Below are 21050 nucleotides of genomic sequence, written 5' to 3'. Positions count from 1 at the left end.
GTGCCCCGGGCGGCGAAGCGGCGGGCCGGATGCGCGTGGCGCCGCCCGCGACAAGTCATTCGTCTCTCCCCCAGGTGTCCGCCGGAGCACCCCTTGCCAGAGACCCCTCCCGCCATCGAACTCGTCGGCATCGACAAGCGCTTCGGCGCGGTCCACGCCAACAAGGACATCCACCTGTCCGTCGCCAAGGGCTCGATCCACGGGATCATCGGCGAGAACGGGGCCGGCAAGTCGACGCTGATGTCGATCCTCTACGGCTTCTACCACGCCGACGCCGGCGAGATCCGCGTCGACGGCCGGCCGACCCAGATCCGCACCAGCCAGGACGCGATCGTCGCCGGCATCGGCATGGTGCACCAGCACTTCATGCTGGTGGAGAATTTCACCGTCCTCGAGAACGTCGTGCTCGGCGCCGAGGGCGGCGCCACCCTCGGCAAGGGCGTCGCCAAAGTGCGGACGGCCCTGAAGAAACTCTCCGACGACTACCAGCTCGAGGTCGACCCCGACGCCGTGGTCGAGGAACTGCCGGTCGGCCTGCAGCAGCGCGTCGAGATCCTGAAGGCGATGGTGCGCGGCGCCGAGATCCTGATCCTCGACGAGCCCACCGGCGTGCTCACCCCGGCCGAGGCCGATCACCTCTTCAAGGTGCTCCGGGTGCTGAAGGAGCAGGGCAAGACCGTCGTCCTGATCACCCACAAGCTGCGCGAGATCATGGCGATCACCGACACCGTCTCGGTGATGCGCCGCGGCGAGATGGTCGCGACGAGGAAGACCGCCGACACCACGGTCGAGGAACTCGCCGAACTGATGGTCGGCCGCCGCGTGCTGCTGCGCGTCCAGAAGGGCGCGGCGCACCCCGGCGAGGTGCTGTTGTCGGTGCGGGGTCTCACCGTCCGCGACGGCCGCGGCGTCACCATGGTCGACGACGTCTCCTTCGACGTCCGCGCCGGCGAGATCGTCGGCATCGCCGGCGTCGCCGGCAACGGCCAGTCGGAGCTGCTCGAGTGCATCGCCGGCATCCGCCGCCAGAGCGCCGGTCAGGTGTTCGTGGCGGGCACCGAGGTGTCGCCGAAGGTCGGGCCGGACGCACTGCGCCGCCTCGGCCTCGCCCACATCCCCGAGGACCGCCACCACATGGGCCTCGTGCTGGCGTTCGAGGAATACGAGAACGCCATCCTCGGCTACCACGACGATCCGAAGCTGCTGAAGGGCCCCTTCCTCGACATCGACGCCTGCCGGCGCGACGCCGAGGAGAAGATCGCCAAATACGACATCCGACCGCCGAACTGCCGGCTGAAGACCGCCAACTTCTCCGGCGGCAACCAGCAGAAGATCGTGGTCGCCCGCGAGATCGAGCGCGATCCGAAGGTCCTGATCATCGGCCAGCCGACCCGCGGCGTCGACATCGGCGCCATCGAGTTCATCCATCGCCGCATCGTCGAGATGCGCGACGCCGGCAAGGCGATCCTGCTGGTCTCGGTCGAGCTCGACGAGATCCGCTCGCTCGCCGACCGCATCCTGGTGATGTTCGCCGGCCGCGTCGTCGGCGAGGAGACCCCGGAGGCCGGCGAACAGGCGCTCGGCCTCCTGATGGCCGGCATCGCGGCGTGAGGGAGATCGCATGAGCGTACCGACCGGTCCCTTGCCCAACTGGGTCACCTACGGCCTGATGCCGATCCTCAACCTCGTGGTCGCCTTCCTGATCGCGGGGCTGGTGGTCGTCTTCCTCGGCGAAAGCCCGCTCCTCGCCCTGAAGACCATGCTGATCGGCGCGCTCGGCAGCGCCAACGGCATCGGCTACACGCTCTACTACGCCACCAACTTCATCTTCACCGGCCTGTCGGTCGCGGTGGCGATCCACTGCGGTCTGTTCAACATCGGCTCCGAGGGCCAGGCCTACGTCGGCGGCCTCGGCGCGGCGCTGGTCGCGATCGGCCTCGGCGACCACCTGCCCTGGTTCCTGACCGCCCCGGTCGCGATCCTCGCCGCCGCCCTGTTCGGCGCCGCTTGGGCCTTCTTGCCGGCCTATCTCCAGGCCAAGCGCGGCAGCCACGTCGTCATCACGACGATCATGTTCAACTTCATCGGCGCGGCCGTGATGGTCTACCTGCTGGTGAACGTTCTCAAGGTACCGGGCGCGATGGCGCCGGAGACCAAGGTGTTCGCCGAGGGCGGCCAGCTGCCGAAGATCGGCTGGCTGGTGCAGCCGCTCGATCCCGGCCTCGACGCCATGAGCTACGCCGCCCCGCTCAACGTCTCCTTCTTCGTCGCGCTCGCCTGCTGCGTCGCGGTGTGGGCGCTGATCTGGCGGACCCGGCTCGGCTACGAGATCCGCACCACCGGCCTGAACCCGACCGCCGCCGCCTATGCGGGCATCTCCTACGTTCGCATGGTGGTGATCACCATGCTGATCTCCGGCGGCCTCGCCGGCATGATGGCGCTGAACCCGGTGATGGGCGCCTCCGCCCGGCTCCAGGTCGAGTTCGTCGGCGGCGCCGGCTTCGTCGGCATCGCCGTCGCGCTGATGGGGCGCAACCACCCGGCCGGCATCGTGCTCGCCGCCATTCTGTTCGGCGTGCTCTACCAGGGCGGCGACTATCTCTCCTTCGACATGCCGCTGATCACCCGCGACATGATCGTGCTGATCCAGGGTCTCGTCATCCTGTTCGCCGGCGCGCTCGAGTACATGTTCCGCCCGGCGCTCGCCGCCGTGTTCGCCCGCCGGCCAGAGGCCGCGGCGGTCAAGGCCTGAGGGGAGCGCCCGCGCGATGGACTTCGTCGAGATCGCCGTCAACGTGCTGGCCTCCACGGTGCGGCTGACCATTCCGCTGCTGTTCACGGCGCTGGCCGGGCTCTATTCGGAGCGGGCCGGCATCTTCGACATCGGCCTCGAGGGCAAGATGCTGGCTTCCGCCTTCGCGGCGGCCTCGCTCGCCTTCGTCACCGGTTCGCCCTGGCTCGGCCTCCTCGGCGGCGTGGCGGTTTCGGTGGCGCTGTCGGCGGTGCACGGCTTCGCCTCGATCACCAACAAGGGCAACCAGATCGTCTCCGGCGTCGCCATCAACTTCGTCGCCTCCGGACTCACCGCCGTGCTCGGGCAGGCCTGGTTCTCCCAGGGCGGCCGCACGCCGCAGCTCGCCAACGCCGCGCGCTTCGATCCGATCGTGCTGCCGGGCGCCGAGGCGCTGCGCGGGGTACCCGTGCTCGGGCCGATCTACGCCGGGCTGATCTCCGGCCACAACATCCTGACCTATCTCGCCTTCCTCGCCGTGCCCTTCTCCTGGTGGGTGCTCTACCGCACCCGCTTCGGGCTCCGGCTGCGCGCGGTCGGCGAGAACCCGGCGGCGGTCGACACCGCGGGCATCTCGGTGGTGTGGCTGCGCTACCGCGCGGTGATCTGCGCCGGCATCTTCTGCGGCTTCGCCGGCACCTATCTCTCGATCGCCCAGTCGGCCGCCTTCATCAAGGAGATGAGCGCCGGCAAGGGCTACATCGCGCTCGCCGCGCTGATCTTCGCCAAGTGGCGACCGGTGCCGGTGATGTTCGCCTGCCTGCTGTTCGGCTTCCTCGACGCCGTCGCGATCCGTCTCCAAGGCACGCCGGTGCCCTTCGTCGGCGAAGTGCCTGTGCAGATCTTCCAGGCGCTGCCCTACGTGCTCACCGTGATCCTGCTCGCCGGCTTCATCGGCACCGCCCGCCCGCCCAAGGCCGGCGGCGTGCCCTACACCAAGGAGCGGTGATGGCCGACTTCGACACCCTGTTCGCCGCCGCCACCGCCGCCCGGGCGAAGGCGCACGCGCCCTATTCGCGCTTCCTGGTCGGCGCCGCGCTCGAGGACGAGGACGGCCGGATCCACGCCGGCTGCAACGTCGAGAACGCCGCCTATCCGGAGGGCTGGTGCGCCGAGACCACGGCGATCGGCCACCTCGTCATGGCCGGCGGCCGGCGCATCGTCCGCGCCCTCGTCGTCGCCGACCGCATCGACCACGCCAACGTTCCGGGCGGACGCTTCTGCACGCCCTGCGGCGGCTGCCGCCAGCGCCTCGCCGAATTCGCCGCCGGACCGGACGTCGAGGTGTACGCCTGCGACCCCGCCGGTGCGTCGCGGCGCTTCACCATGGCGGAACTGCTGCCCGCCGGCTTCTCCCTGGAGACCTGACCCATGTTCGCCCCCGACCGCGCCGCCGAGTGCGCGGCCCTGGTCCGCACCCGGACCGATCTCTCGCCCCGGCTCGGCATGGTGCTCGGCTCCGGCCTCGGCAGCTTCGCCGACACGGTGGCGGATGCCGTGCGCATCCCGTTCGCCGATCTGCCGGGCTTTCCGGTCTCCACCGTCACCGGCCACCGCGGCGAGCTGGTGATCGGCCGGGTCGGCGGCGTGCCGATCGCGCTCTTGTCCGGCCGCGCCCACTACTACGAGCACGGCGACGCCGCGGCGATGAAGACGCCGATCGCCACCTTCGCCGCCCTCGGCTGCGAGGGCGTGATCCTCACCAACGCCGCCGGCGGCCTCGATCCCGCGGTCGGACCGGGCGAGTTGATGCTGATCTCCGACCACATCAACTTCGCCGGTACCAACCCGTTGTTCGGCGAGATGGGCGACCGCCGCTTCGTCGGCATGACGCAGGCCTACGACGCCGGTCTCGCCGATCTGTTCCGCGCCGCCGCCGCCGCCGAGGACATCCGCCTCTCCGAGGGCGTCTACATGTGGTTCACCGGCCCGTCCTTCGAGACGCCGGCCGAGATCCGCGCCGCCCGCATCCTCGGCGCCCAGGCCGTCGGCATGTCGACGGTGCCGGAGGTGATCCTCGCCCGCTTCTACGGCCTCCGCGTCGCGGCGGTCTCCACCGTCACCAATTTCGCCGCCGGCATGACCGGTGCCGAGCTCTCGCACGAGGAGACCAAGGAGAACGGTCCCAAGGGTGCCGAGAAGCTGAAGCGCCTGCTGCCGCGCGTCGTCGCCGCCTTCGGAGCCAGTTGAAACCATGTCGTCCGACGATGCCAAGGCCGTCGCCCGCCGCGCGCTCGCCCTCCTCGACCTCACCGACCTCTCCGAGACCTGCACGCCGGCCGCGATCGACCGGCTGTGCGCCCGCGCCGTCACGCCCTACGGGGCGGTCGCCGCGGTCTGCCTCTACCCGCGCTTCGTCGCGCAGGCGAAGCGCGTCCTCGCCGGCACCGGCGTCAGGATCGCCACCGTGGTGAACTTCCCGGCCGGCGGCGAGGACACCGCCGCCGTGCTCGAGGAGACCGCCCGGGCGATCGAGGACGGTGCCGACGAGATCGACCACGTCTTGGCCTGGCGCGCCTTCCTCGAGGGCCGGCCGGGCTTCGCCGAGACCCAGGTCGCCCGCGTCAAGGCGGTCACGGCCGGCCGCGCCAAGCTCAAGGTGATCCTCGAGACCGGCGAGATCGTCGACCCCGACAAGATCCGCGCCGCCACCGAGATCGCGATCGCGGCCGGCGCCGACTTCGTCAAGACCTCGACCGGCAAGGTCAAGGTCAACGCCACGCTGGAGGCGGCGCGGATCATGCTGGAGGTGATCGCCGCCACCGGCCGCGGCGACGTCGGCTTCAAGCCGGCCGGCGGCATCCGCACCGTCGAGGACGCCGCCGCCTATCTCGGCCTCGCCGACCAGATCATGGGTTCGGGATGGGCGCGGCCGTCGACCTTCCGCTTCGGCGCCAGCGGCGTGCTCGACGCCCTGATCGCCACCCTCGAGGACCGCGTCGACGACGGCGGCACCGGCTACTGACGGCGGCTCCGCCGACGGGTCTCTTACCTGTCTCGTAAAGGCCCGACTTGTCGGGCCTTTACGAGGTTTCGGCCTCGCGGCCGGCGCCCGGTCGGGCGCTCCTCGCGCGCAAGGCTCCGACCACGGGTCGGAACCTTGCGAGCTCGGTCTCAGCCGCAGGCCGCGGCCGTGCAGGGCCGGAGCGCCAGCGTGCGCACCGGCACCGCGTGGTCGACGCCGGAGTCGGTGGTGAGGTCCTGCAGGTAGATCTGACCGTCCGTGCCGGTCGACAGCGCCACGAGGTCGCCGATCTTGACGTTGCAGCCGAGGTCGCACTTGCCGCCGTCGACGACGCCGTAGGTCCAGCCGGCGGTGGCGCCGATCGCGGCGATCCGGCTCTCCAGCGGATGGCCGGCGAGGGCGCCGCCGTAGAAGCGCAGGCTGACGTCGTCGCCGTCGCGGTCGAGCACCCACTGCGGCCGGCCGTTCGCCCCGAGGCTCGGCCCGGCCAGCGTCAGGCGGTAGTCGAGGTTGGAGGGCGGGGCGTAGTCGCCCGCGGCGAGGGCGCCGGTCTCCGGTTGCACCGAGGTCTCGGTGAGCGGGTAGCCGGCGACCACCCGGAGCTTGCCGGCGGAATCGGCGCGCATCAGGATGGTGACGTCCTCGAGCACCACCTTGCCGGAGGGCAGCGTCACCGGCAGCCGCGTCACGGTGATCTGGCGTCCGGAGGCGGCGACGGCGCCGTAGTCGAACTTGAAGGTGGCGTCGGCGGCGCGGGAGGCGCCGGTCGCGGCGAGCAAGCCCGCGAGGGCGGTGGAGAACAACAGGGCGCGCATCGGGATCCGTTCGCCGCGGGCAGGGATCCCGATCGTGCCGCCGCCGGGTTTCCGTCCGCTGAACGGCGGTGCGGAATCCGGGGCGAAAAGTCTTTGGGAGAGGACGATGGCGTATCTGCCCCAGGAGATCATCCGAACGAAGCGCGACGGCGGCCGTCTCTCGGCCGAGGAGATCCGCTTCCTGATCGAGGGCCTGACCTCCGGCCGTGTCGGCGAGGGCCAGGTGGCGGCCTTCGCCATGGCGGTGTTCTTCCGCGGCATGGACCGCGACGAGCGCGTCGCGCTCACCCTCGCCATGCGTGACAGCGGCACCGTGCTCGACTGGTCCGACCTCCCCGGCCCCGCCCTCGACAAGCACTCCACCGGCGGCATCGGCGACACCGTCTCGCTGATGCTCGCCCCCGCGGTCGCCGCCTGCGGCGGCTTCGTGCCGATGATCTCCGGCCGCGGCCTCGGCCACACCGGCGGCACGCTCGACAAGCTCGACGCCGTCCCCGGCTACGTCTCGCAGCCGGACAACGGCCTGTTCCGCAAGGTCGTCCGCGAGGTCGGCTGCGCCGTGATCGGCCAGACCGCCGACCTCGCCCCCGCCGACAAGCGGCTCTACGCCATCCGCGACGTCACCGCGACGGTCGAGAGCCTCGACCTCATCACCGCCTCGATTCTGTCCAAGAAGCTCGCCGCCGGCCTCCACGGCCTCGTGCTCGACGTCAAGACCGGCAGCGGCGCCTTCATGGCGCGCCTCGACGACGCCCGTGCACTCGGCGAGAGCCTCGTCTCGGTCGCCAACGGCGCCGGCCTGCCGACGGTCGGCCTCGTCACCGACATGGACGAGCCGCTGGCGAGCGCCGCCGGCAATGGCCTCGAGGTGCGCCTCGCCGTCGACTTCCTGACCGGCGCGCGCATCGATCCCCGGCTCCACGACGTCACCGTCGCGCTCGGCGGCGAGATGCTGGTGCTCGGCCGCCTCGCCGCCGACGCCGCGGAGGGCCGGGCCCGGATCGCCGAGGCCTTTTCGAGCGGCCGCGCCGCCGAGGTGTTCCAGCGCATGGTCGCCGCCCTCGGCGGTCCGTCCGACCTCGTCGAGGCCCCCGCCCGCCATCTCGCCGCCGCGCCGGTGGTGCGGCCCGTGTTCGCCGACGGGGCCGGCACCGTCGCCGCCGTCGACACCCGTTCGATCGGCGTCGCGGTGGTCGGCCTCGGCGGCGGCCGGGTGCTACCGACCGACGCCGTCGACCCCGCCGTCGGCTTCGACCGCCTCGCCGGCCTCGGCGAGCACGTCGATGCCACCCGCCCGCTCGGGCTCGTCCACGCCCGGACAGAGGCCGCGGCCGACGCGGCCGCGGCCGCGCTCCGGGCCGCCTACCGCCTCGGCGAGGCGCCGCCGCGCCGGCCCGCCGTGATCGAACGCGTCGCCGGCAGCGCCGGCACGGGAGACCAGCCATGACCCGCGCCGTCCTCGTCGTCCTCGACAGCTTCGGCATCGGCGGCGGACCCGACGCCGCCGCCTTCGGCGACGCCGGCTCCGACACGCTCGGCCACATCGCCGCCGCCTGCGCCGAGGGCCGGGCCGACCGCCCGGGCCTGCGCGCCGGTCCGCTCCGCCTGCCCAACCTCGACCGTCTCGGCCTCGGCCGCGCCGCCGAACTCGCCACCGGCCGCCGCCCCGCCGGCCTCGGCGGCGGCGAACCGGCCGGCCGCTACGCCGCCGCGAGCGAGGTCTCCAACGGCAAGGACACGCCGTCCGGCCACTGGGAGATCACCGGCGTGCCGGTGCCCTTCGACTGGGGCTACTTCCCCGAGACCCGGCCCTGCTTCCCGCCGGAACTCGTCGCCGCCTTCGTGCGCGAGACCGGCGTTCCCGGCATCCTCGGCGATCGCCACGCCTCCGGCACCGCCATCATCGCCGAACTCGGCGAAGAGCACGTCCGCACCGGCCGGCCGATCCTCTACACCTCCGCCGACTCCGTGCTGCAGATCGCCGCCCACGAGGAGGCCTACGGTCTCGACCGTCTGCTCGAGCACTGCCGGATCGCCCGCCGGCTGGTCGATCCGCTCGGCATCGGCCGCGTCATCGCCCGGCCCTTCGTCGGCCGCGACGCCGCCAGCTTCGTGCGTACCGCCAACCGCCGCGACTTCGCGGTGCCGCCGCCCGAACCGACCCTCCTGTCGCGAGTGGAGGCGTCCGGCCGGCGGGTGATCGGTGTCGGCAAGATCGGCGACATCTTCGCCCACGTCGGCGTCACGGAGGTGCGCAAGGGCGCCGGCAATGACGCCAACCTCGACCTGACCCTCGCCGCCCTCGCCAACGCCGGCCACGGCGACCTCGTCTTCACCAACCTCGTCGACTTCGACACCGAGTTCGGCCATCGCCGCGACGTCGCCGGCTACGCCGCCTGCCTCGAGGCCTTCGACCGCCGCCTGCCGGAACTCGAGGCGCGGCTCGGACCGCGCGACCTCCTGGTGCTCACCGCCGACCACGGCTGCGACCCCTCCTGGACCGGCACCGACCACACCCGCGAGCGCGTGCCGGTGCTGATGACCGCCGCCGGCCTCGCGCCGGGATCGGCGGGCGTGCGCACCACGTTCGCCGACATCGGCGAGACCGTCGCCGCCTGGCTCGGCCTCGCGCCCGGCCGGCACGGCCGCTCCATGCTCTGATCCCGCTTCCCGGAACCCCTACGTCCATGATCCCCAAGGTCGAACTGCACTGCCACGTCGAGGGCGCGGCGCCGCCCGCCCTCGTCGCCGCCAAGGCCGCCGAGCGCGGCATCGACGTCACCGGCCTGTTCGACGCCGCCGGCGGCTACGCCTGGAGCGACTTCACGTCCTTCCTCGCCGCCTACGACCGCGTCGCCGCGGTGTTCCGCAGCGCCGAGGACTTCGCCGACCTCGCCGCCGCCTATCTCGCTGCGTCGGCCGCCGAGGGCGTGATCTACACCGAGGTCTTCGTCTCGCCCGACCACGCCCGCCGTCAGGGCATCGCCTACACGGACTATCTCGGCGGCATCGCCGAGGGCCTCCGCCGGGCCGAGCGCGAGCACGGCATCGTCGGCCGGATCATCCCGCTGATCGAGCGTCACTTCGGGCCGGAGGCGGCGGTCGCCGCCGCGCGCACCGCGGTCGAGCACCTCCTGCCCGAGGTGGTCGGCTTCGGCATGGCCGGCGACGAGCGCATGGGCATGCCCGCCGACTTCGCCCCCGCCTTCGCGATCGCCACCGAGGCCGGCCTTCCGCTGACCTGCCACGCCGGCGAAGTTTGCGGCGCCGAGATGGTACGCGCCACCCTCGACGCCATCCCGGTCCGCCGCATCGGCCACGGCGTCCGCGCGATCGAGGATCCGGATCTCGTCCGCCGGCTCGCCGCCGAGGGCGTCGTGCTAGAATGCTGCCCGGGCTCCAACGTCGCCCTCGGCGTCTTCCCCGACTTCGCGTCCCACCCCTTCCCGGCGCTCCGGGCGGCCGGTGTGACGGTGACGCTGAGCTCGGACGACCCGCCGTTCTTCCACACCTCGATGGCGCGCGAATACGCGCTCGCCGCCGAGCACTTCGGTTGCACCGACGCCGATCTCCTCGCCATCTCCAGCGCGGCCCTCGAGGCCGCCTTCTGCGACGAGGCCACCAAGGCGCGGCTGCGATCGAGGCTTTCGCCGGCGGCGGCGATCATTTAGGTGGACGGGGACGTGGCGCCCGCTTGCCGTGACGGTGCGGCGGAGTAGGGTCGGCGGGACGAACGGGAGCACGACAGGGCATGGACGGCGTCAAGGTCATCGATCACCCGCTGGTGCAGCACAAGCTCACGATCATGCGCGACAGGGAGACCTCGACCGCGAGCTTCCGCCGCCTGTTGCGCGAGATCTCGACGCTGCTCTGCTACGAGGTCACCCGCGACCTCGAGCTCACCGAGGTCGAGATCGAGACCCCGTTGCAGCCGATGAAGGCGCCGATCCTGGTCGGCAAGAAGCTGGTGTTCGCCTCGATCCTGCGCGCCGGCAACGGCCTGCTCGAGGGCATGCTCGACCTGGTGCCGGCGGCCCGCGTCGCCCACATCGGCATCTACCGCGATCACGAGACCCTGCAGCCGGTCGAATACTACTTCAAGGCGCCGCAGGACCTCTCGGACCGCCTGACCATCGTCGTCGACCCGATGCTGGCCACCGCCAACTCCTCGATCGCGGCGGTGACCAAGCTGAAGGAGCGCGGCGCGCGCGACATCCGCTTCGTCTGCCTGCTCGCGGCGCCCGAGGGCATCGCCAACTTCACCGCCGCCCATCCGGACGTGCCGGTGTTCACCGCGGCGATCGACGACCATCTCAACGAGAAGGGCTACATCGTCCCCGGCCTCGGCGACGCCGGCGACCGCATGTACGGCACCAAGTGACCGCTCGGAACGGTCCGGGACAGGTATGAGAAGGGCGGGAGTCGTGCCGTGATCGTGGTGTTCGGATCCATCAACGTCGACTTGGTCGCCCGCGTCGACCGGCTGCCCGGCCCCGGCGAGACCGTCAAGGGCCCCGGCTACGACGTCTTCCCTGGCGGCAAGGGCGCCAACCAGGCGCTCGCCGCCCGCCGGGCCGGCGCGGCCGTCGCCATGGTCGGCGCGGTCGGCGCCGACGGCTTCCGCGACAAGGGCCTCGAACTCCTGGTCGCCGACGGCGTCGACGTCGCCGACGTCGCCACCGTCGACGCACCGACGGGGATCGCGATGATCGCGGTCGACCGTGCCGCCGAGAACATGATCGTGGTGGCGAGCGGCGCCAATCGGCTCGCCCGCCCGGAGGCGGTCGGCCGGCGGATCGGCGCCGCCGACACGCTGCTATTGCAGTTCGAGTGCCCCGAGCCGGCGCTGCGCGAGGCCGCCCGGGCCGCGAGCGCCCGCGGCGCCCGCATCGTCCTCAACGCCGCGCCGGCCGGTCCGGTCGACGAGGAACTCGGCCGCCTCGTCGACGTACTGGTGGTCAACGAGCACGAGGCCGCGGAGGTCGCCCGCGGCATCGGCCTGCCCGACGAGCCCTTCGCCTTCGCCCGCGCCTTCGCCAAGCGCTCCGGCGGCGCGGTCGTGGTCACGCTCGGCGCCGAGGGCGCCTACGCCGTCGAGGGCGACCTCGAGATCCGCCTGCCGTCCCCGCGCGTCTCCGTCGTCGACACCACCGCCGCCGGCGACGCCTTCGTCGGCGCGCTCGCCGCCGCCCTCGACCGCGGCGCCGGCATCGCCGAGGCGGTCGCCGACGGCGTCGCCGCCGGCAGCCTCGCGGTCGAGCGCCTCGGCGCACAGCCGAGCCTGCCCGATGCCGACGCCATCCGCACCCGCGCCGCGACGCTGCCACGGGCGATCTGACCGGGCGAACGGCACGATGGCCCGCCGGGCTCGGGCCGCACGCGCGGGTTAAGGCGCGGTCAAGCCGGGTCTGCGATGCTCGCGCCGTCGCCCACCCCGGACGCGCCGATGTCGAAGCTGCTGTTCTCCACCGCGTTCGCCGCGCTGCTCCTCACCGCCGCGGTGCCGGAGATCCGCGCGCTCGCCGACCGCTTCGCAACCCCGGCTCCGGAGCCGGACGCTGTCGCGGCCGCCGCGCCGCGACCGAGCGGCGGCACCCGTCTCGGCGACGTCGTCGTCCCCGCCGATGCGAGCGGCCACTTCCGGCTCGACGCCCGTGTCGGCGGCGTCCGTCTCGGCTTCCTCGCCGATACCGGCGCGACCACGGTGGCGCTGCGCGCCGGCGACGCAGCCAAGCTCGGTATCCGGCCGGCGCCGACGGACTACGTCGTGCCGGTCACGACCGCCAACGGCCGCGTCATGGCCGCCCCGGCGACGCTCGACGCGGTCGAGGTCGGAGCGATCCGGATCGCCGCGGTCGAGGCGCTGGTGCTGCCCGACGCGGCCCTCGCCGGCAATCTGCTCGGCATGTCGTTTCTCGGTCGGCTCGGCCGGGTCGAGGTCTCGGGCGGCCGGCTCGTGCTGTCGCCGTGAGCCGCTTCCTCAGCCCGCCAGCGGCAGGCCGAGGTCGCGCAGCCGCATCCTGAGGTCGGCCGGATCGGTGAAGCGGATCGCGGTCATGCCGACCGCCTCGGCGCCGGCGACGTTGGCGGCGCTGTCGTCGACGAACACCGCCGTGCGCGGATCGATGCCGCGGCGGTCGAACAGCAGCCGGTAGATCGTCGGGTCGGGCTTCAGCACACGCTCGTGCGCGGAGACCACGATCTCGCCGAACAGGTCGAGGAAGGAAAAGCGCGCCCGCGTCTCGGCCCACTTGGCGGCGGAGAAGTTGGTGATGGCGTAGAGCGGTACGCCGGCGGCGGAAAGCTCCTCCAGGATCGCGACGCTGCCCTCGATCGGCCCCGGCACCATCTCGCTCCAGCGTTCGTCGAACGCCCGGATCAGGTCGGCGTCGCCGGGATGGCGGGCGACGAGCTCGGCCACCGCCTCGGCCCAGTCGCGGCCGCGGTCCTGCTCGAGGTTCCAGGCGGGGGTGCAGACCTCCGCGAGGAAGCGCTCCATCCGCGCCTCGTCGTCGATCAGCTCGCGGTAGAGGAAGCGGGGATCCCAGCGGATCAGCACGTTGCCGATGTCGAACACGACGGTCGAGATGGAGGGCAAGGGGTCACCTGCGGCGCGAGGGGCTCTCGCAACCTTCTGCCGGTGATCGATGGCGATCTCGCGACGGTCGCCGATCAGGCTTTCTTGCGGGTGGCGGTCAGGCGTTCGGCGGCGCCGCGCAGCACGATGCGGACGATCACCTCGTCCTCCTCGACCACGACCTCGGACATCTGGCCCCCGACGCGGCGCACCGCGGCGCGCAGCGCCCCGAGCGGCAGCTGCCAGTCGACGCCGAGCGTCTCCTCGCCGACCCCTTCCGCCCCGGTGGCGCGGACGGTGAGGCCGACGGTCTCGAAGTTGATGCCCTTGACCTCGACCAGCATCTGCACCGGCGGGCGAGCCGAGCGGGCGTAGGCGAGCAACAGCGCGAGTCGCATCGTGGCGCGCAGGTCCTCGCGCGGGCCGGCCACCGGCGGGGCGTCCTCGTTGACGGCGGAGCGGGCGACGACGAGCCCGGCGGCGGTGGCGGTGTCGAGCCATTCCCGTGCGAACGGGGCGATGTCGAGATGGGCCTCGCGGCCGCGCGCGTCGCCGGACAGCAGCGTCAGGCTGGTCTCGAGCGAAAACTTGAGTTCGGCCTCGCGGCGCGCCATCAGGCGCGCCAGCGCCGCGAGGCGGTCGCGCTCGCCCTCGGCGCCCAGCCGCGCACCGTGGGTGGCGGTCACGTCGGCGAACATGGCGATGGTCGTCGGCGACCGGGTGTCCGCACCGACGACGAGGCTCGCGGCTTGGGCGTAGTGATCGCCGGTCGAGCCGGCGATCTCGACCAGCCGGGGAGCGCCGCCGTGGCGCTCGAAATGTTCGCGCAGGACGGTGCGCTCGGCGGTCTCGAGGTCGCGCACGATCACCGGCACGCCGGGGTCGGCACCGTGGGCGACGTCATGGCCGAACAGCGCCGTCGCCGCCGGGTTGCCGAAGATCGGCGAGCCGTCCGGGGCGAGCTGAACCACCGCGAAGGGCGCACTCTCCAGAATGGCGTCGGCCACCAGCACCTTGGTGCGCCAGATCTCGGCGAGCGACGACCGCAGCCGCTCGACACCGGCCGCCAGCGTCGCCAGTTCGCCGGCGGCGCCACGGATCGGCGGACCGACGTCGGCCATCCCGGGATGGGCGATCGCCTTCTCGGCCACTGCGACGATGCGCCGGATCGGCACGGCGACGCCGAACCACACGAACAGCAGCGTCGTCGCCCCCGCGGCGGCCGCGGCGGCGGCGGCCAGCGCCGTGATGCGTCGGCCCGCCAGCCCCTCGAGGCCGGCCATCTCGCCGACGTCGGTGCGCACCAGGAGGTGGAACGGCGTGCCGGTGACGGCGGGAGCGAGGTAGAACTCGGCGCGGGTCGGGTCCGCGGTGCCGAACACGTTGGAGGGCACGCGCAGGATCGATTCGAAGCCGGTCTCGGTGCGCTCGCCGAAGCTGTCCTGCAGATGGCCGCTGCCGTCGAACAGGGCGGCGCCCTTGATGGCGTCGATCACGACGAGGCGCGTCAGGACGCGGGCGATCTCGTCGGCCTTGGTCTGGAAGCGCGGGTCGACGGCGGCCTTCAGCGTGGCCTCGGTGTGGGAGAACGCCCGCGCCAGGAAGTTGGTACGGTCGGTCTGGCGCATCACCCAGCCGGTCGCCTCGACGCAGGCGAAGGCCGCGATCGCGATCACCACCGCGCCGAGCGGGGCGAGCGAGCGCTTGGATCCGGTCGTCTGGGTGTCGCGGGCGGACAAGTGCGGGCCTCGGCGCAGGGCGGACGAGCGGGCGGTCGGCCCCTTGCACGGCCACCGGATCAGCAGGATGCGCGCCGCGGCGTTGACGCCCCGTTAATCCTGCCGCCGTTCAGGACGAGAAGGTGATCGACGTCCCGAGGCGCGGGCGCATCATGAAGACGTGCTCGAGGTCGTAGGTGTCGTGCCCGGTGACCGACTTCATCAGGTCGCCGAACGGCGACTGGTAGCTGTAGCGCACGCGGGCGATCACGACCTGGGTGCCGACGACGGCGATCGCCGACGGAACGGTGATCGGCGACGTCACGCCCTTGGCGTAGACCGAATCGTTCTTGGCCTTGGACCAGTTCACGGTCTGCTTGGTCGAGCCGATGTCGACGACGAGGATCTGCATCTTCAGCGACGTGCCGGTGGAGTAGGGCTCCAGGATCGCGGCGGAGGCGTTGAAGATGTCGGTCATGTCGCTGCTCGACACGTTCGAGACCTGGGAGACCAGGTCGCAGATCGTGCTCGACACCCGGTTGACCTTGCGGTCGACCGACAGCGCCTCGCTGAGCTCGACACCGCCGGCGTAGAGCAGCAGCATCACCGGCAGGATCAGCGCGAACTCGACCGCCGAAACGCCGCGGTTCGACCGGGCGAGGGCCAGGAGACGGCGGGCGAGGGTGGTCAGGGGGGCCATGGGCCGGTCACCAGGGGAAGGGCTCGTTGCGGAACGCCACCACGGCGCCGAGCAGGCGCCGGCCGTCGGCCAGCTTGGTGGCGTTGGCGCTGAGCGGAGTGAAGTAGGTCGGCCAGGCGTAGAAGGCGCGCACGACCACGATCGAGCCGCTACCACCCGGCGAGTAGGTCGTCGGCTTCATCTGCTTGGTGGTCGGATCGACCGGCGACGTCGGCGCGTAGCTGCCGAAGCTGGCGTAGGTCTTGACGTCGACGTAGAGGTTGGCGCGGCAGTCGACGAGACCGAGCATCGAGTTGCAGACCTGGGTCTTGAAGGCGCCGGCGTCCATACCCGCCTGCTGCGCCTGCCCGGTCCGGATCTGCCGCGACGCCTTGGTCACCGCGGTGTCGAGGATCTGCGAGACGAAGAACATAAGCGCCGTCTCGATGATCGCGAACATCAACGCGAAGAACGGGATCGAGACGATCGCGAATTCGAGCGCCACCGCGCCGTCGCGTCCGCGTCCGAAACGCGCGAACAGGCCGCGGCGGGGGCGGTCGCGATCGACGGTCGGGGCTCTCGTGTTCTCTGCCATTCCCGGTCGCCGGTGCTCTTGACGCTCCACGGGGAGCATTCGTCCAGCGATCTCGCCACGCCCGGGTTGAGGAAGGGTATAAGTCGCACCGATACCCGTCCGGCCGCCCAGACATGGTGAACGCCGGGTTGACGGCGTCCGCCGTTGCCGCGGCCGGTCAGCGGTTCTCGCTCGCCGGCGGGGTGTTGCCGGTCTGCCCGGTGGCGTTGCCGGCGCGGGCGGTCGCCTGCAGTTGCGTCGCGGTGAAGAAGTCGGGGGCGTCGCCCGGCACCAGCGTCGGCTGGCAGACCGGCGAGCAGGACAGCGACGCCCGGGCGGCGCCGCGGTAGACGGTCACGGTCTCGGTCGGCGCCTGGACGACGAGCTGGTCGTCGGCGATCGGCTCGCCGGACGCGTCGAGCACGAGCAGGTTGGTGGTGCCGTAGGCGCGGCCGGTGATCACCAGCGTCTGCGCGTCCTGCAGGGTCGCGTCGGCGATCGCGGGGTTGCCGATGATGACGGTGCCCGCCGGCGCGGCCATGCGCACGATCTTCGCCTGGTCGAGCGTGACCGAGACCTGATCCGCGGACGCGGTTCCGCTCACGGCCGTCGCGAGCGCGGCAGCGATCCAGAAACGACCGTCCATCGAAACCTCCAGGTCCTCGTGCGGTCCCGACACTGGGGCAAGATGGTAAACAAACCACGAATACGGCCGTCGAACCGCGACGGCGGTGCGCGTTTCCGCGCTGCTTCAGAGTTAACGAAGTCCTCCCGAATGTTCCGGTGAGTTTACTTTAACCAACAGAAGAACCGACGATGTTCCCGGGCCGAAAGCCGTCGATTTTAACTTCATGGCAAGGCCCACCCTCTAGTGTCGGCTTCGGTTCAGAGCGGTCAGGCAAAAACAATCGACCAGAGAACCCGTGCTGTCAGAGAGTGAGCAAGGAGATCGTCATGAAGAAGCTCGTCAAGCGTTTCGTTGCCAACGAGTCGGGTGCGACCGCCATCGAATACGGCCTCATCGCCTCGCTGATCGCCGTCGCGATCATCGGCGCCGCCACCACGCTCGGCACCAAGGTCTCGGACACCTTCACCAGCGTCAGCGACCACCTCAACACCGCCCAGTGATCCGGTCCGGACCGTTCGCACGGTCCGGCACCAGGATGGCGCAATGTGGCGACCCGTGCGAGCGGGTCGCCCGTTTTTTTCCGGCGGTTGCGCGGCGAGGGATCGCGTCGGAGCCGCCGACCCGACGGGAGGGCCGCCGCGCAGCGGCCGCGAGATCCGACAGGAGGCGTCGTTGTCCGAAGCCGTTTCGTTCGCCGCCGTGCTCGTCTTCCCGGTCGCGATGGCCTTCGCCGCCGCGTCCGACCTCCTGACGATGACGATTCCGAATCGGCTGAGCCTCGCCCTCGTCGCCGCCTTCTTCGTCGCGGCGGCCGCCACCGGCCTCGGCTTCGGCGCGACCGGCGTCCATGTCGCGGTCGGCCTCGGCGTGCTCTCGGCGACCTTCGCCATGTTCGCCTTCGGCTGGATCGGCGGCGGCGACGCCAAGCTCGCCGCGGCGATCGCGCTCTGGGTCGGACCCGACCAGGCCGTGCCCTTCCTGATCTACACTGCGATCCTCGGCGGCGTGCTCGCCTCCGCTTTCCTGGGCTTCCGCGCCCTGCCGATCCCGGCCTTCGCGCTCCGCGAGGAATGGATCCAGCGCCTGCACGCCCCCGGCAACGGCGTGCCCTACGGCATCGCGCTCGCCGGCGGCGCGCTGATGGTGTTCCCCGAGGGACGCTGGTTCCAGGCCGTCGCCGCCGTCCTGTCCTGACGGCGGCATCGGCGCGGCGGCGGCGAAGTCGTTGCTTCGAAAACGATTGTTAACCATAAATTCAGGGCTTCCGGCTTCACTCCCGATGAGGGTGCGAGTTCACGTGCTCGTGCCACCCGGGAACAGGCCATGCGTCCGATACAGTTCGTCATTCTCCTGGTCGCCCTCGGCGCGGCCGCCGCGGCCGGAATGCTCGCCCTGCGCCTCGCCGCGCCGCGGCCCTCGGTCCAGCAGGCATCGGCCCCCGCCGCCCCGGTGATGAAGACCGAGGACGTGCTCGTCGCCGCCAAGGACATCGGCCTCGGCTCGGCGATCGACGGCGGTGCGGTGACCTGGAAGACCTGGCCGGCCTCCGGCCTGTCCGACGGCTACATCACCCGCACCCAGCGCCCCGACGCGGTCACCGAGCTCGCCGGCTATCTGGTGCGCATCCCGATGTCGACCGGCGAACCGGTCAAGGAGAGCAAGCTGGTCCGCTCGGACCGCGGCTTCCTCTCCGCCGTGCTGCCGGCCGGCATGCGCGCCGTCGCCGTCCGCGTCAACGCCGCCTCGACCGCCGGCGGCTTCGTCCTGCCGGAGGACCGCGTCGACGTCATCCTGATCCGTCAGGCCGGGGCCGGCGAGGCCACCTCCGAGACCATCCTGCAGAACATCCGGGTGCTCGCCATCGACCAGACCGTCGAACAGGCGGGCGGCGAGAAGTCCGCCTCGGTGGTCGCCCAGGACACTGCCACGCTCGAGCTGACGCCGGAGCAGTCGGAACTGGTCGTTCAGGCCCAGCAGATCGGCACCATCGCCCTCGCGCTGCGCTCGATCCGCGACCAGGACGCCGACCCGGTCGAGCACCGCAAGCCGAGCGGCGTCAACATGGTCAAGTTCGGGGTCACCTCCCGCGTCACGACGAGGGCCGCGGAATGACGCGCGCCGCCGCCGAGAACCGCCACCCGTCGAGGACGGATACGATGAAGCGCTCCTTCGCCCACCTCCTGGCGGCCGTCGCGATCGCGGCCGGTTTCGCCGCGGCGCCGCCGCCGGCCAGCGCCGCCGACGAGGCCACCTACGCCTCCGCTGCCGAGATGTCCGGCCGCGTCGTCCGCCTCGCGCTCAACAAGTCGCTGGTGGTCAACCTGCCCGAGGACGTCAAGGACGTCATGGTGGCCAATCCCGCGGTCGCCGACGCGGTGGTTCGCACCAATCGCAAGATCTACCTGATCGGCGTCTCGGCCGGCGAGACCAACGTCTTCCTGTTCGGCGAAGGCGGCCGCCAGCTCGCCCAGTTCGAGCTGGTCGTCGCCCGCGACACCGTCGGCCTCGAGGCGACGATCCAGGGCGTCGTGCCCGGCGCGAAGATCCGCGCCCAGTCGCTCGGCGATTCGATCGTGCTGTCGGGCACCGCCCCCTCCGCCGAGGCGGCGCTCAAGGCGGCCGAGATCGCCGCCAAGTTCGTCGGCGACCCCGCCAAGGTGGTCAATTCCATCGCGATCGCCGGCTCCGATCAGGTCAACCTGCGCGTCGTCATCGCCGAGGTGCAGCGCAACGCGGCCCGCCAGCTCGGCGTCGACTTCTCCTTCAGCGCCACCGGTGGTGGCGTCTCGTTCAACCCGATCGTCAGCAACCCGTTCGGCGTCGCCGGTGCGGCGCTGTCCGACACGGCGCTGAAGATCACCGCGAGCGACTTCTCGGCCACCGTCCGCGCCCTCGAGCAGGACGGCATCCTGAAGACGCTGGCCGAGCCGAACCTGACCGCCGTCTCCGGCGAGAGCGCCAGCTTCCTCGTCGGCGGCGAGTTCCCGGCGATCTCCGGCATCACCGACAGCGGCCGGATCGAGTATCAGTTCAAGCCCTACGGCGTCGGCCTCAACTTCACGCCGATCGTGCTCTCGCCGGGCCGGATCAGCCTGAAGATCAAGACCGAGATCTCCGAGCTCGACAACTCCAACAAGCTGAAGATCACCACGAACGCCGACAGCGACATCTCGATCCTCGGCTTCAAGACCCGCCGCGCCGAGACCGTCGTCGAACTGCCCTCGGGCGGCTCGCTGGCGATCGGCGGCCTCGTCAAGGACGACGTCCGCCAGTCGCTGTCCGGCGTGCCCGGGCTGATGGATCTGCCGATCCTCGGATCGCTGTTCAAGAGCCGCGACTTCCAGCGCCAGCAGACCGAGCTCGTGATCTTCGTCACGCCCTACGTGGTCGACCCGGTGGCGACGTCGGCGATCTCCCGTCCCGACCAGAACCTCGGCTTCTCGTCGGACGCGCAGACCTATTTCCTCAACCAGGTCAACAAGGTCTACGCCAACCGCGGGACCTCTCCGACCGGCGCCTACACCGGCCGCTTCGGCTTCGCCTACGAGTGAGCCCATGCCCTCCAGGAGAGATGTGATGCCCACGGCTCCCTCCCGCCGCCTCCGCCGTCCCGTCGCCGGGCTCGGCCTCGTCCTCGCGGCGGCGACCCTCCTCGGCGCGTGCCAGAACGACGTCGTCACCGGTTCGCTGCCGGAGGACGGCTACCGCACCCGCTATCCGATCGTGCTGGCCGAGGCGCCCGAATATCTCGACATCCCCGTCGGCATGGGCGCCGGCCGGATGTCGCCGGAGACGCGCGCCAGCGTCCGCGCCTTCGCCGCCGACGCCGCGGCGCGCGGCACCGGCAGCCTCGTCGTGCTGACGCCGAGCGGCTCGGCCAACGAGGCCGCCGCCTCCTACGTCGCCCGCGACATCCGCGGCACCGTCGAGGGTGCCGGCCTGTCGTCGGCGCTCGTCGAGCTGCGCGCCTACCGCGTGCCCGACCCGCGTGCCGTCGCGCCGATCCGCCTCAGCTACAGCCGCGTCAAGGCGGTGTCGCCGCCCTGCGGCCGCTGGACCGGCGGCATCATGCCGGGCGGCAGCGGCGGCGAGGACGGCGCCGAGTTCGGCTGCGCCAACCAGGCCAATCTGGCGGCGATGGTGTCGAACCCGAACGACCTGATCACGCCGCGCGCGGGCACGCCGGTGCCGGCGTGGCGCCGCTGGGTGGTGTTCGACAAGTACGGCAAGGGCGAGATCCCGTCCGGTCAGTACGACACCGGCGATACGGACACCCAGACCGGCGGCGGTTCGGGGGGTTGAT

The 21050-nt window shown here is 71.7% G+C and carries 23 protein-coding genes; 17 read left to right on the top strand and 6 right to left on the bottom strand.

Annotated features, from left to right (window positions below; all coding sequences use genetic code 11):
* Window positions 1-93: 93 nt before the first annotated feature.
* The 6 genes from EDD54_RS13730 to deoC are packed head-to-tail and all read left to right on the top strand — an operon-like array spanning window position 94 to window position 5756.
* Window positions 94-1611, top strand: coding sequence for an ABC transporter ATP-binding protein (locus EDD54_RS13730; RefSeq protein WP_126540086.1), 1518 nt, complete (start codon window positions 94-96; stop codon window positions 1609-1611).
* Window positions 1612-1621: 10 nt separating this feature from the next.
* Window positions 1622-2752 (top strand): ABC transporter permease, encoded by a 1131-nt coding sequence (locus EDD54_RS13725; RefSeq protein WP_126540084.1) that lies wholly within the window; start codon window positions 1622-1624, stop codon window positions 2750-2752.
* A 16-nt stretch (window positions 2753-2768) separates the two neighbouring features.
* Complete coding sequence (locus tag EDD54_RS13720; RefSeq protein WP_126540082.1) at window positions 2769-3740, top strand: ABC transporter permease; 972 nt, start codon at window positions 2769-2771, stop codon at window positions 3738-3740.
* Entirely contained in the window at window positions 3740-4159 is a 420-nt protein-coding gene (gene cdd / locus EDD54_RS13715; protein ID WP_126540080.1) for a cytidine deaminase, read from the top strand. Before EDD54_RS13720 ends, cdd begins: the two co-directional genes overlap by 1 nt.
* Window positions 4160-4162: 3 nt before the next feature.
* On the top strand, window positions 4163-4981 hold the full coding sequence (locus tag EDD54_RS13710) for a purine-nucleoside phosphorylase (protein WP_126540078.1): 819 nt from the start codon (window positions 4163-4165) through the stop codon (window positions 4979-4981).
* Window positions 4982-4985: 4 nt separating this feature from the next.
* Window positions 4986-5756, top strand: coding sequence for a deoxyribose-phosphate aldolase (gene deoC / locus EDD54_RS13705; protein WP_126540076.1), 771 nt, complete (start codon window positions 4986-4988; stop codon window positions 5754-5756).
* A gap of 149 nt (window positions 5757-5905) precedes the next feature.
* Here the strand turns inward: deoC and EDD54_RS13700 are convergent, their stop codons facing one another.
* The gene (locus tag EDD54_RS13700; protein WP_126540074.1) at window positions 5906-6571 is read right to left on the bottom strand and encodes a hypothetical protein; all 666 of its coding nucleotides are present in this window, start codon (window positions 6569-6571) and stop codon (window positions 5906-5908) included.
* Between the two features lie 106 nt (window positions 6572-6677).
* Here EDD54_RS13700 and deoA point away from each other — a divergent pair, with 106 nt between their 5' ends.
* From deoA to EDD54_RS13670, 6 genes are all read left to right on the top strand, one after another.
* Window positions 6678-8018 carry a thymidine phosphorylase gene (gene deoA, locus EDD54_RS13695; RefSeq protein WP_126540072.1) on the top strand — a complete coding sequence of 447 codons (1341 nt, stop codon included), beginning with the start codon at window positions 6678-6680 and terminating at the stop codon, window positions 8016-8018.
* Window positions 8015-9232 carry a phosphopentomutase gene (locus EDD54_RS13690; protein ID WP_126540070.1) on the top strand — a complete coding sequence of 406 codons (1218 nt, stop codon included), beginning with the start codon at window positions 8015-8017 and terminating at the stop codon, window positions 9230-9232. Before deoA ends, EDD54_RS13690 begins: the two co-directional genes overlap by 4 nt.
* Before the next feature lie 26 nt (window positions 9233-9258).
* Window positions 9259-10242, top strand: coding sequence for an adenosine deaminase (locus tag EDD54_RS13685; protein WP_126540068.1), 984 nt, complete (start codon window positions 9259-9261; stop codon window positions 10240-10242).
* A gap of 80 nt (window positions 10243-10322) precedes the next feature.
* The gene (gene upp, locus EDD54_RS13680) at window positions 10323-10952 is read left to right on the top strand and encodes a uracil phosphoribosyltransferase (RefSeq protein ID WP_126540066.1); all 630 of its coding nucleotides are present in this window, start codon (window positions 10323-10325) and stop codon (window positions 10950-10952) included.
* A 48-nt stretch (window positions 10953-11000) separates the two neighbouring features.
* A complete protein-coding gene (locus tag EDD54_RS13675; protein ID WP_126540064.1) occupies window positions 11001-11909 on the top strand; it encodes a ribokinase in 909 nt (302 codons plus the stop codon).
* Between the two features lie 108 nt (window positions 11910-12017).
* Window positions 12018-12542: a retropepsin-like aspartic protease family protein gene (locus EDD54_RS13670; RefSeq protein WP_165644554.1), complete on the top strand. Its 525-nt coding sequence runs from the start codon at window positions 12018-12020 to the stop codon at window positions 12540-12542.
* 9 nt (window positions 12543-12551) lie between these two features.
* Here EDD54_RS13670 and EDD54_RS23480 read toward each other — a convergent pair whose 3' ends face one another.
* From EDD54_RS23480 to EDD54_RS13645, 5 genes are all read right to left on the bottom strand, one after another.
* The gene (locus EDD54_RS23480; protein ID WP_245515768.1) at window positions 12552-13169 is read right to left on the bottom strand and encodes an HAD family hydrolase; all 618 of its coding nucleotides are present in this window, start codon (window positions 13167-13169) and stop codon (window positions 12552-12554) included.
* 74 nt (window positions 13170-13243) lie between these two features.
* Complete coding sequence (locus EDD54_RS23475; protein WP_126540060.1) at window positions 13244-14887, bottom strand: sensor histidine kinase; 1644 nt, start codon at window positions 14885-14887, stop codon at window positions 13244-13246.
* 109 nt (window positions 14888-14996) lie between these two features.
* Window positions 14997-15566, bottom strand: a complete 570-nt coding sequence (locus tag EDD54_RS13655) for a TadE/TadG family type IV pilus assembly protein (protein WP_126540058.1) — start codon at window positions 15564-15566, stop codon at window positions 14997-14999.
* 7 nt (window positions 15567-15573) lie between these two features.
* Window positions 15574-16050, bottom strand: coding sequence for a TadE/TadG family type IV pilus assembly protein (locus EDD54_RS13650; RefSeq protein WP_245515767.1), 477 nt, complete (start codon window positions 16048-16050; stop codon window positions 15574-15576).
* A 247-nt stretch (window positions 16051-16297) separates the two neighbouring features.
* Window positions 16298-16765, bottom strand: coding sequence for a pilus assembly protein N-terminal domain-containing protein (locus tag EDD54_RS13645; RefSeq protein ID WP_126540054.1), 468 nt, complete (start codon window positions 16763-16765; stop codon window positions 16298-16300).
* Window positions 16766-17073: 308 nt separating this feature from the next.
* Between EDD54_RS13645 and EDD54_RS13640 the strand changes: the two genes are divergently transcribed.
* From EDD54_RS13640 to EDD54_RS13620, 5 genes are all read left to right on the top strand, one after another.
* Window positions 17074-17247: a Flp family type IVb pilin gene (locus EDD54_RS13640; RefSeq protein WP_126540052.1), complete on the top strand. Its 174-nt coding sequence runs from the start codon at window positions 17074-17076 to the stop codon at window positions 17245-17247.
* A gap of 172 nt (window positions 17248-17419) precedes the next feature.
* Window positions 17420-17941, top strand: coding sequence for an A24 family peptidase (locus EDD54_RS13635; protein WP_281010175.1), 522 nt, complete (start codon window positions 17420-17422; stop codon window positions 17939-17941).
* A gap of 129 nt (window positions 17942-18070) precedes the next feature.
* Window positions 18071-18859, top strand: coding sequence for a Flp pilus assembly protein CpaB (gene cpaB, locus EDD54_RS13630; protein ID WP_126540048.1), 789 nt, complete (start codon window positions 18071-18073; stop codon window positions 18857-18859).
* A 44-nt stretch (window positions 18860-18903) separates the two neighbouring features.
* Window positions 18904-20298: a type II and III secretion system protein family protein gene (locus EDD54_RS13625; RefSeq protein WP_166653453.1), complete on the top strand. Its 1395-nt coding sequence runs from the start codon at window positions 18904-18906 to the stop codon at window positions 20296-20298.
* Window positions 20299-20323: 25 nt separating this feature from the next.
* Window positions 20324-21049, top strand: a complete 726-nt coding sequence (locus tag EDD54_RS13620; protein WP_165644553.1) for a CpaD family pilus assembly protein — start codon at window positions 20324-20326, stop codon at window positions 21047-21049.
* Window position 21050 lies beyond the last annotated feature (1 nt).

Source organism: Oharaeibacter diazotrophicus, assembly GCF_004362745.1.
Lineage (GTDB): Bacteria > Pseudomonadota > Alphaproteobacteria > Rhizobiales > Pleomorphomonadaceae > Oharaeibacter > Oharaeibacter diazotrophicus.
Note: the sequence above shows the minus strand (reverse complement) of the source record. Positions and strands in the feature narration are given on the sequence as shown.

Excerpts from the sequence above, each read along its gene's own strand:
- EDD54_RS13690 (WP_126540070.1), top strand. The coding sequence starts at position 8,015 with ATGACCCGCGCCGTCCTCGTCGTCCTCGACAGCTTCGGCATCGGCGGC.
- EDD54_RS13720 (WP_126540082.1), top strand. The coding sequence starts at position 2,769 with ATGGACTTCGTCGAGATCGCCGTCAACGTGCTGGCCTCCACGGTGCGG.
- deoA (WP_126540072.1), top strand. The coding sequence starts at position 6,678 with ATGGCGTATCTGCCCCAGGAGATCATCCGAACGAAGCGCGACGGCGGC.
- EDD54_RS13640 (WP_126540052.1), top strand. The coding sequence starts at position 17,074 with ATGAAGAAGCTCGTCAAGCGTTTCGTTGCCAACGAGTCGGGTGCGACC.
- cdd (WP_126540080.1), top strand. The coding sequence starts at position 3,740 with ATGGCCGACTTCGACACCCTGTTCGCCGCCGCCACCGCCGCCCGGGCG.
- cpaB (WP_126540048.1), top strand. The coding sequence starts at position 18,071 with ATGCGTCCGATACAGTTCGTCATTCTCCTGGTCGCCCTCGGCGCGGCC.
- EDD54_RS13700 (WP_126540074.1), bottom strand. The coding sequence starts at position 6,571 with ATGCGCGCCCTGTTGTTCTCCACCGCCCTCGCGGGCTTGCTCGCCGCG.
- EDD54_RS13625 (WP_166653453.1), top strand. The coding sequence starts at position 18,904 with ATGAAGCGCTCCTTCGCCCACCTCCTGGCGGCCGTCGCGATCGCGGCC.
- EDD54_RS13685 (WP_126540068.1), top strand. The coding sequence starts at position 9,259 with ATGATCCCCAAGGTCGAACTGCACTGCCACGTCGAGGGCGCGGCGCCG.
- EDD54_RS13725 (WP_126540084.1), top strand. The coding sequence starts at position 1,622 with ATGAGCGTACCGACCGGTCCCTTGCCCAACTGGGTCACCTACGGCCTG.
- upp (WP_126540066.1), top strand. The coding sequence starts at position 10,323 with ATGGACGGCGTCAAGGTCATCGATCACCCGCTGGTGCAGCACAAGCTC.
- deoC (WP_126540076.1), top strand. The coding sequence starts at position 4,986 with ATGTCGTCCGACGATGCCAAGGCCGTCGCCCGCCGCGCGCTCGCCCTC.
- EDD54_RS13710 (WP_126540078.1), top strand. The coding sequence starts at position 4,163 with ATGTTCGCCCCCGACCGCGCCGCCGAGTGCGCGGCCCTGGTCCGCACC.
- EDD54_RS13645 (WP_126540054.1), bottom strand. The coding sequence starts at position 16,765 with ATGGACGGTCGTTTCTGGATCGCTGCCGCGCTCGCGACGGCCGTGAGC.
- EDD54_RS13620 (WP_165644553.1), top strand. The coding sequence starts at position 20,324 with ATGCCCACGGCTCCCTCCCGCCGCCTCCGCCGTCCCGTCGCCGGGCTC.
- EDD54_RS13655 (WP_126540058.1), bottom strand. The coding sequence starts at position 15,566 with ATGGCCCCCCTGACCACCCTCGCCCGCCGTCTCCTGGCCCTCGCCCGG.
- EDD54_RS13670 (WP_165644554.1), top strand. The coding sequence starts at position 12,018 with ATGTCGAAGCTGCTGTTCTCCACCGCGTTCGCCGCGCTGCTCCTCACC.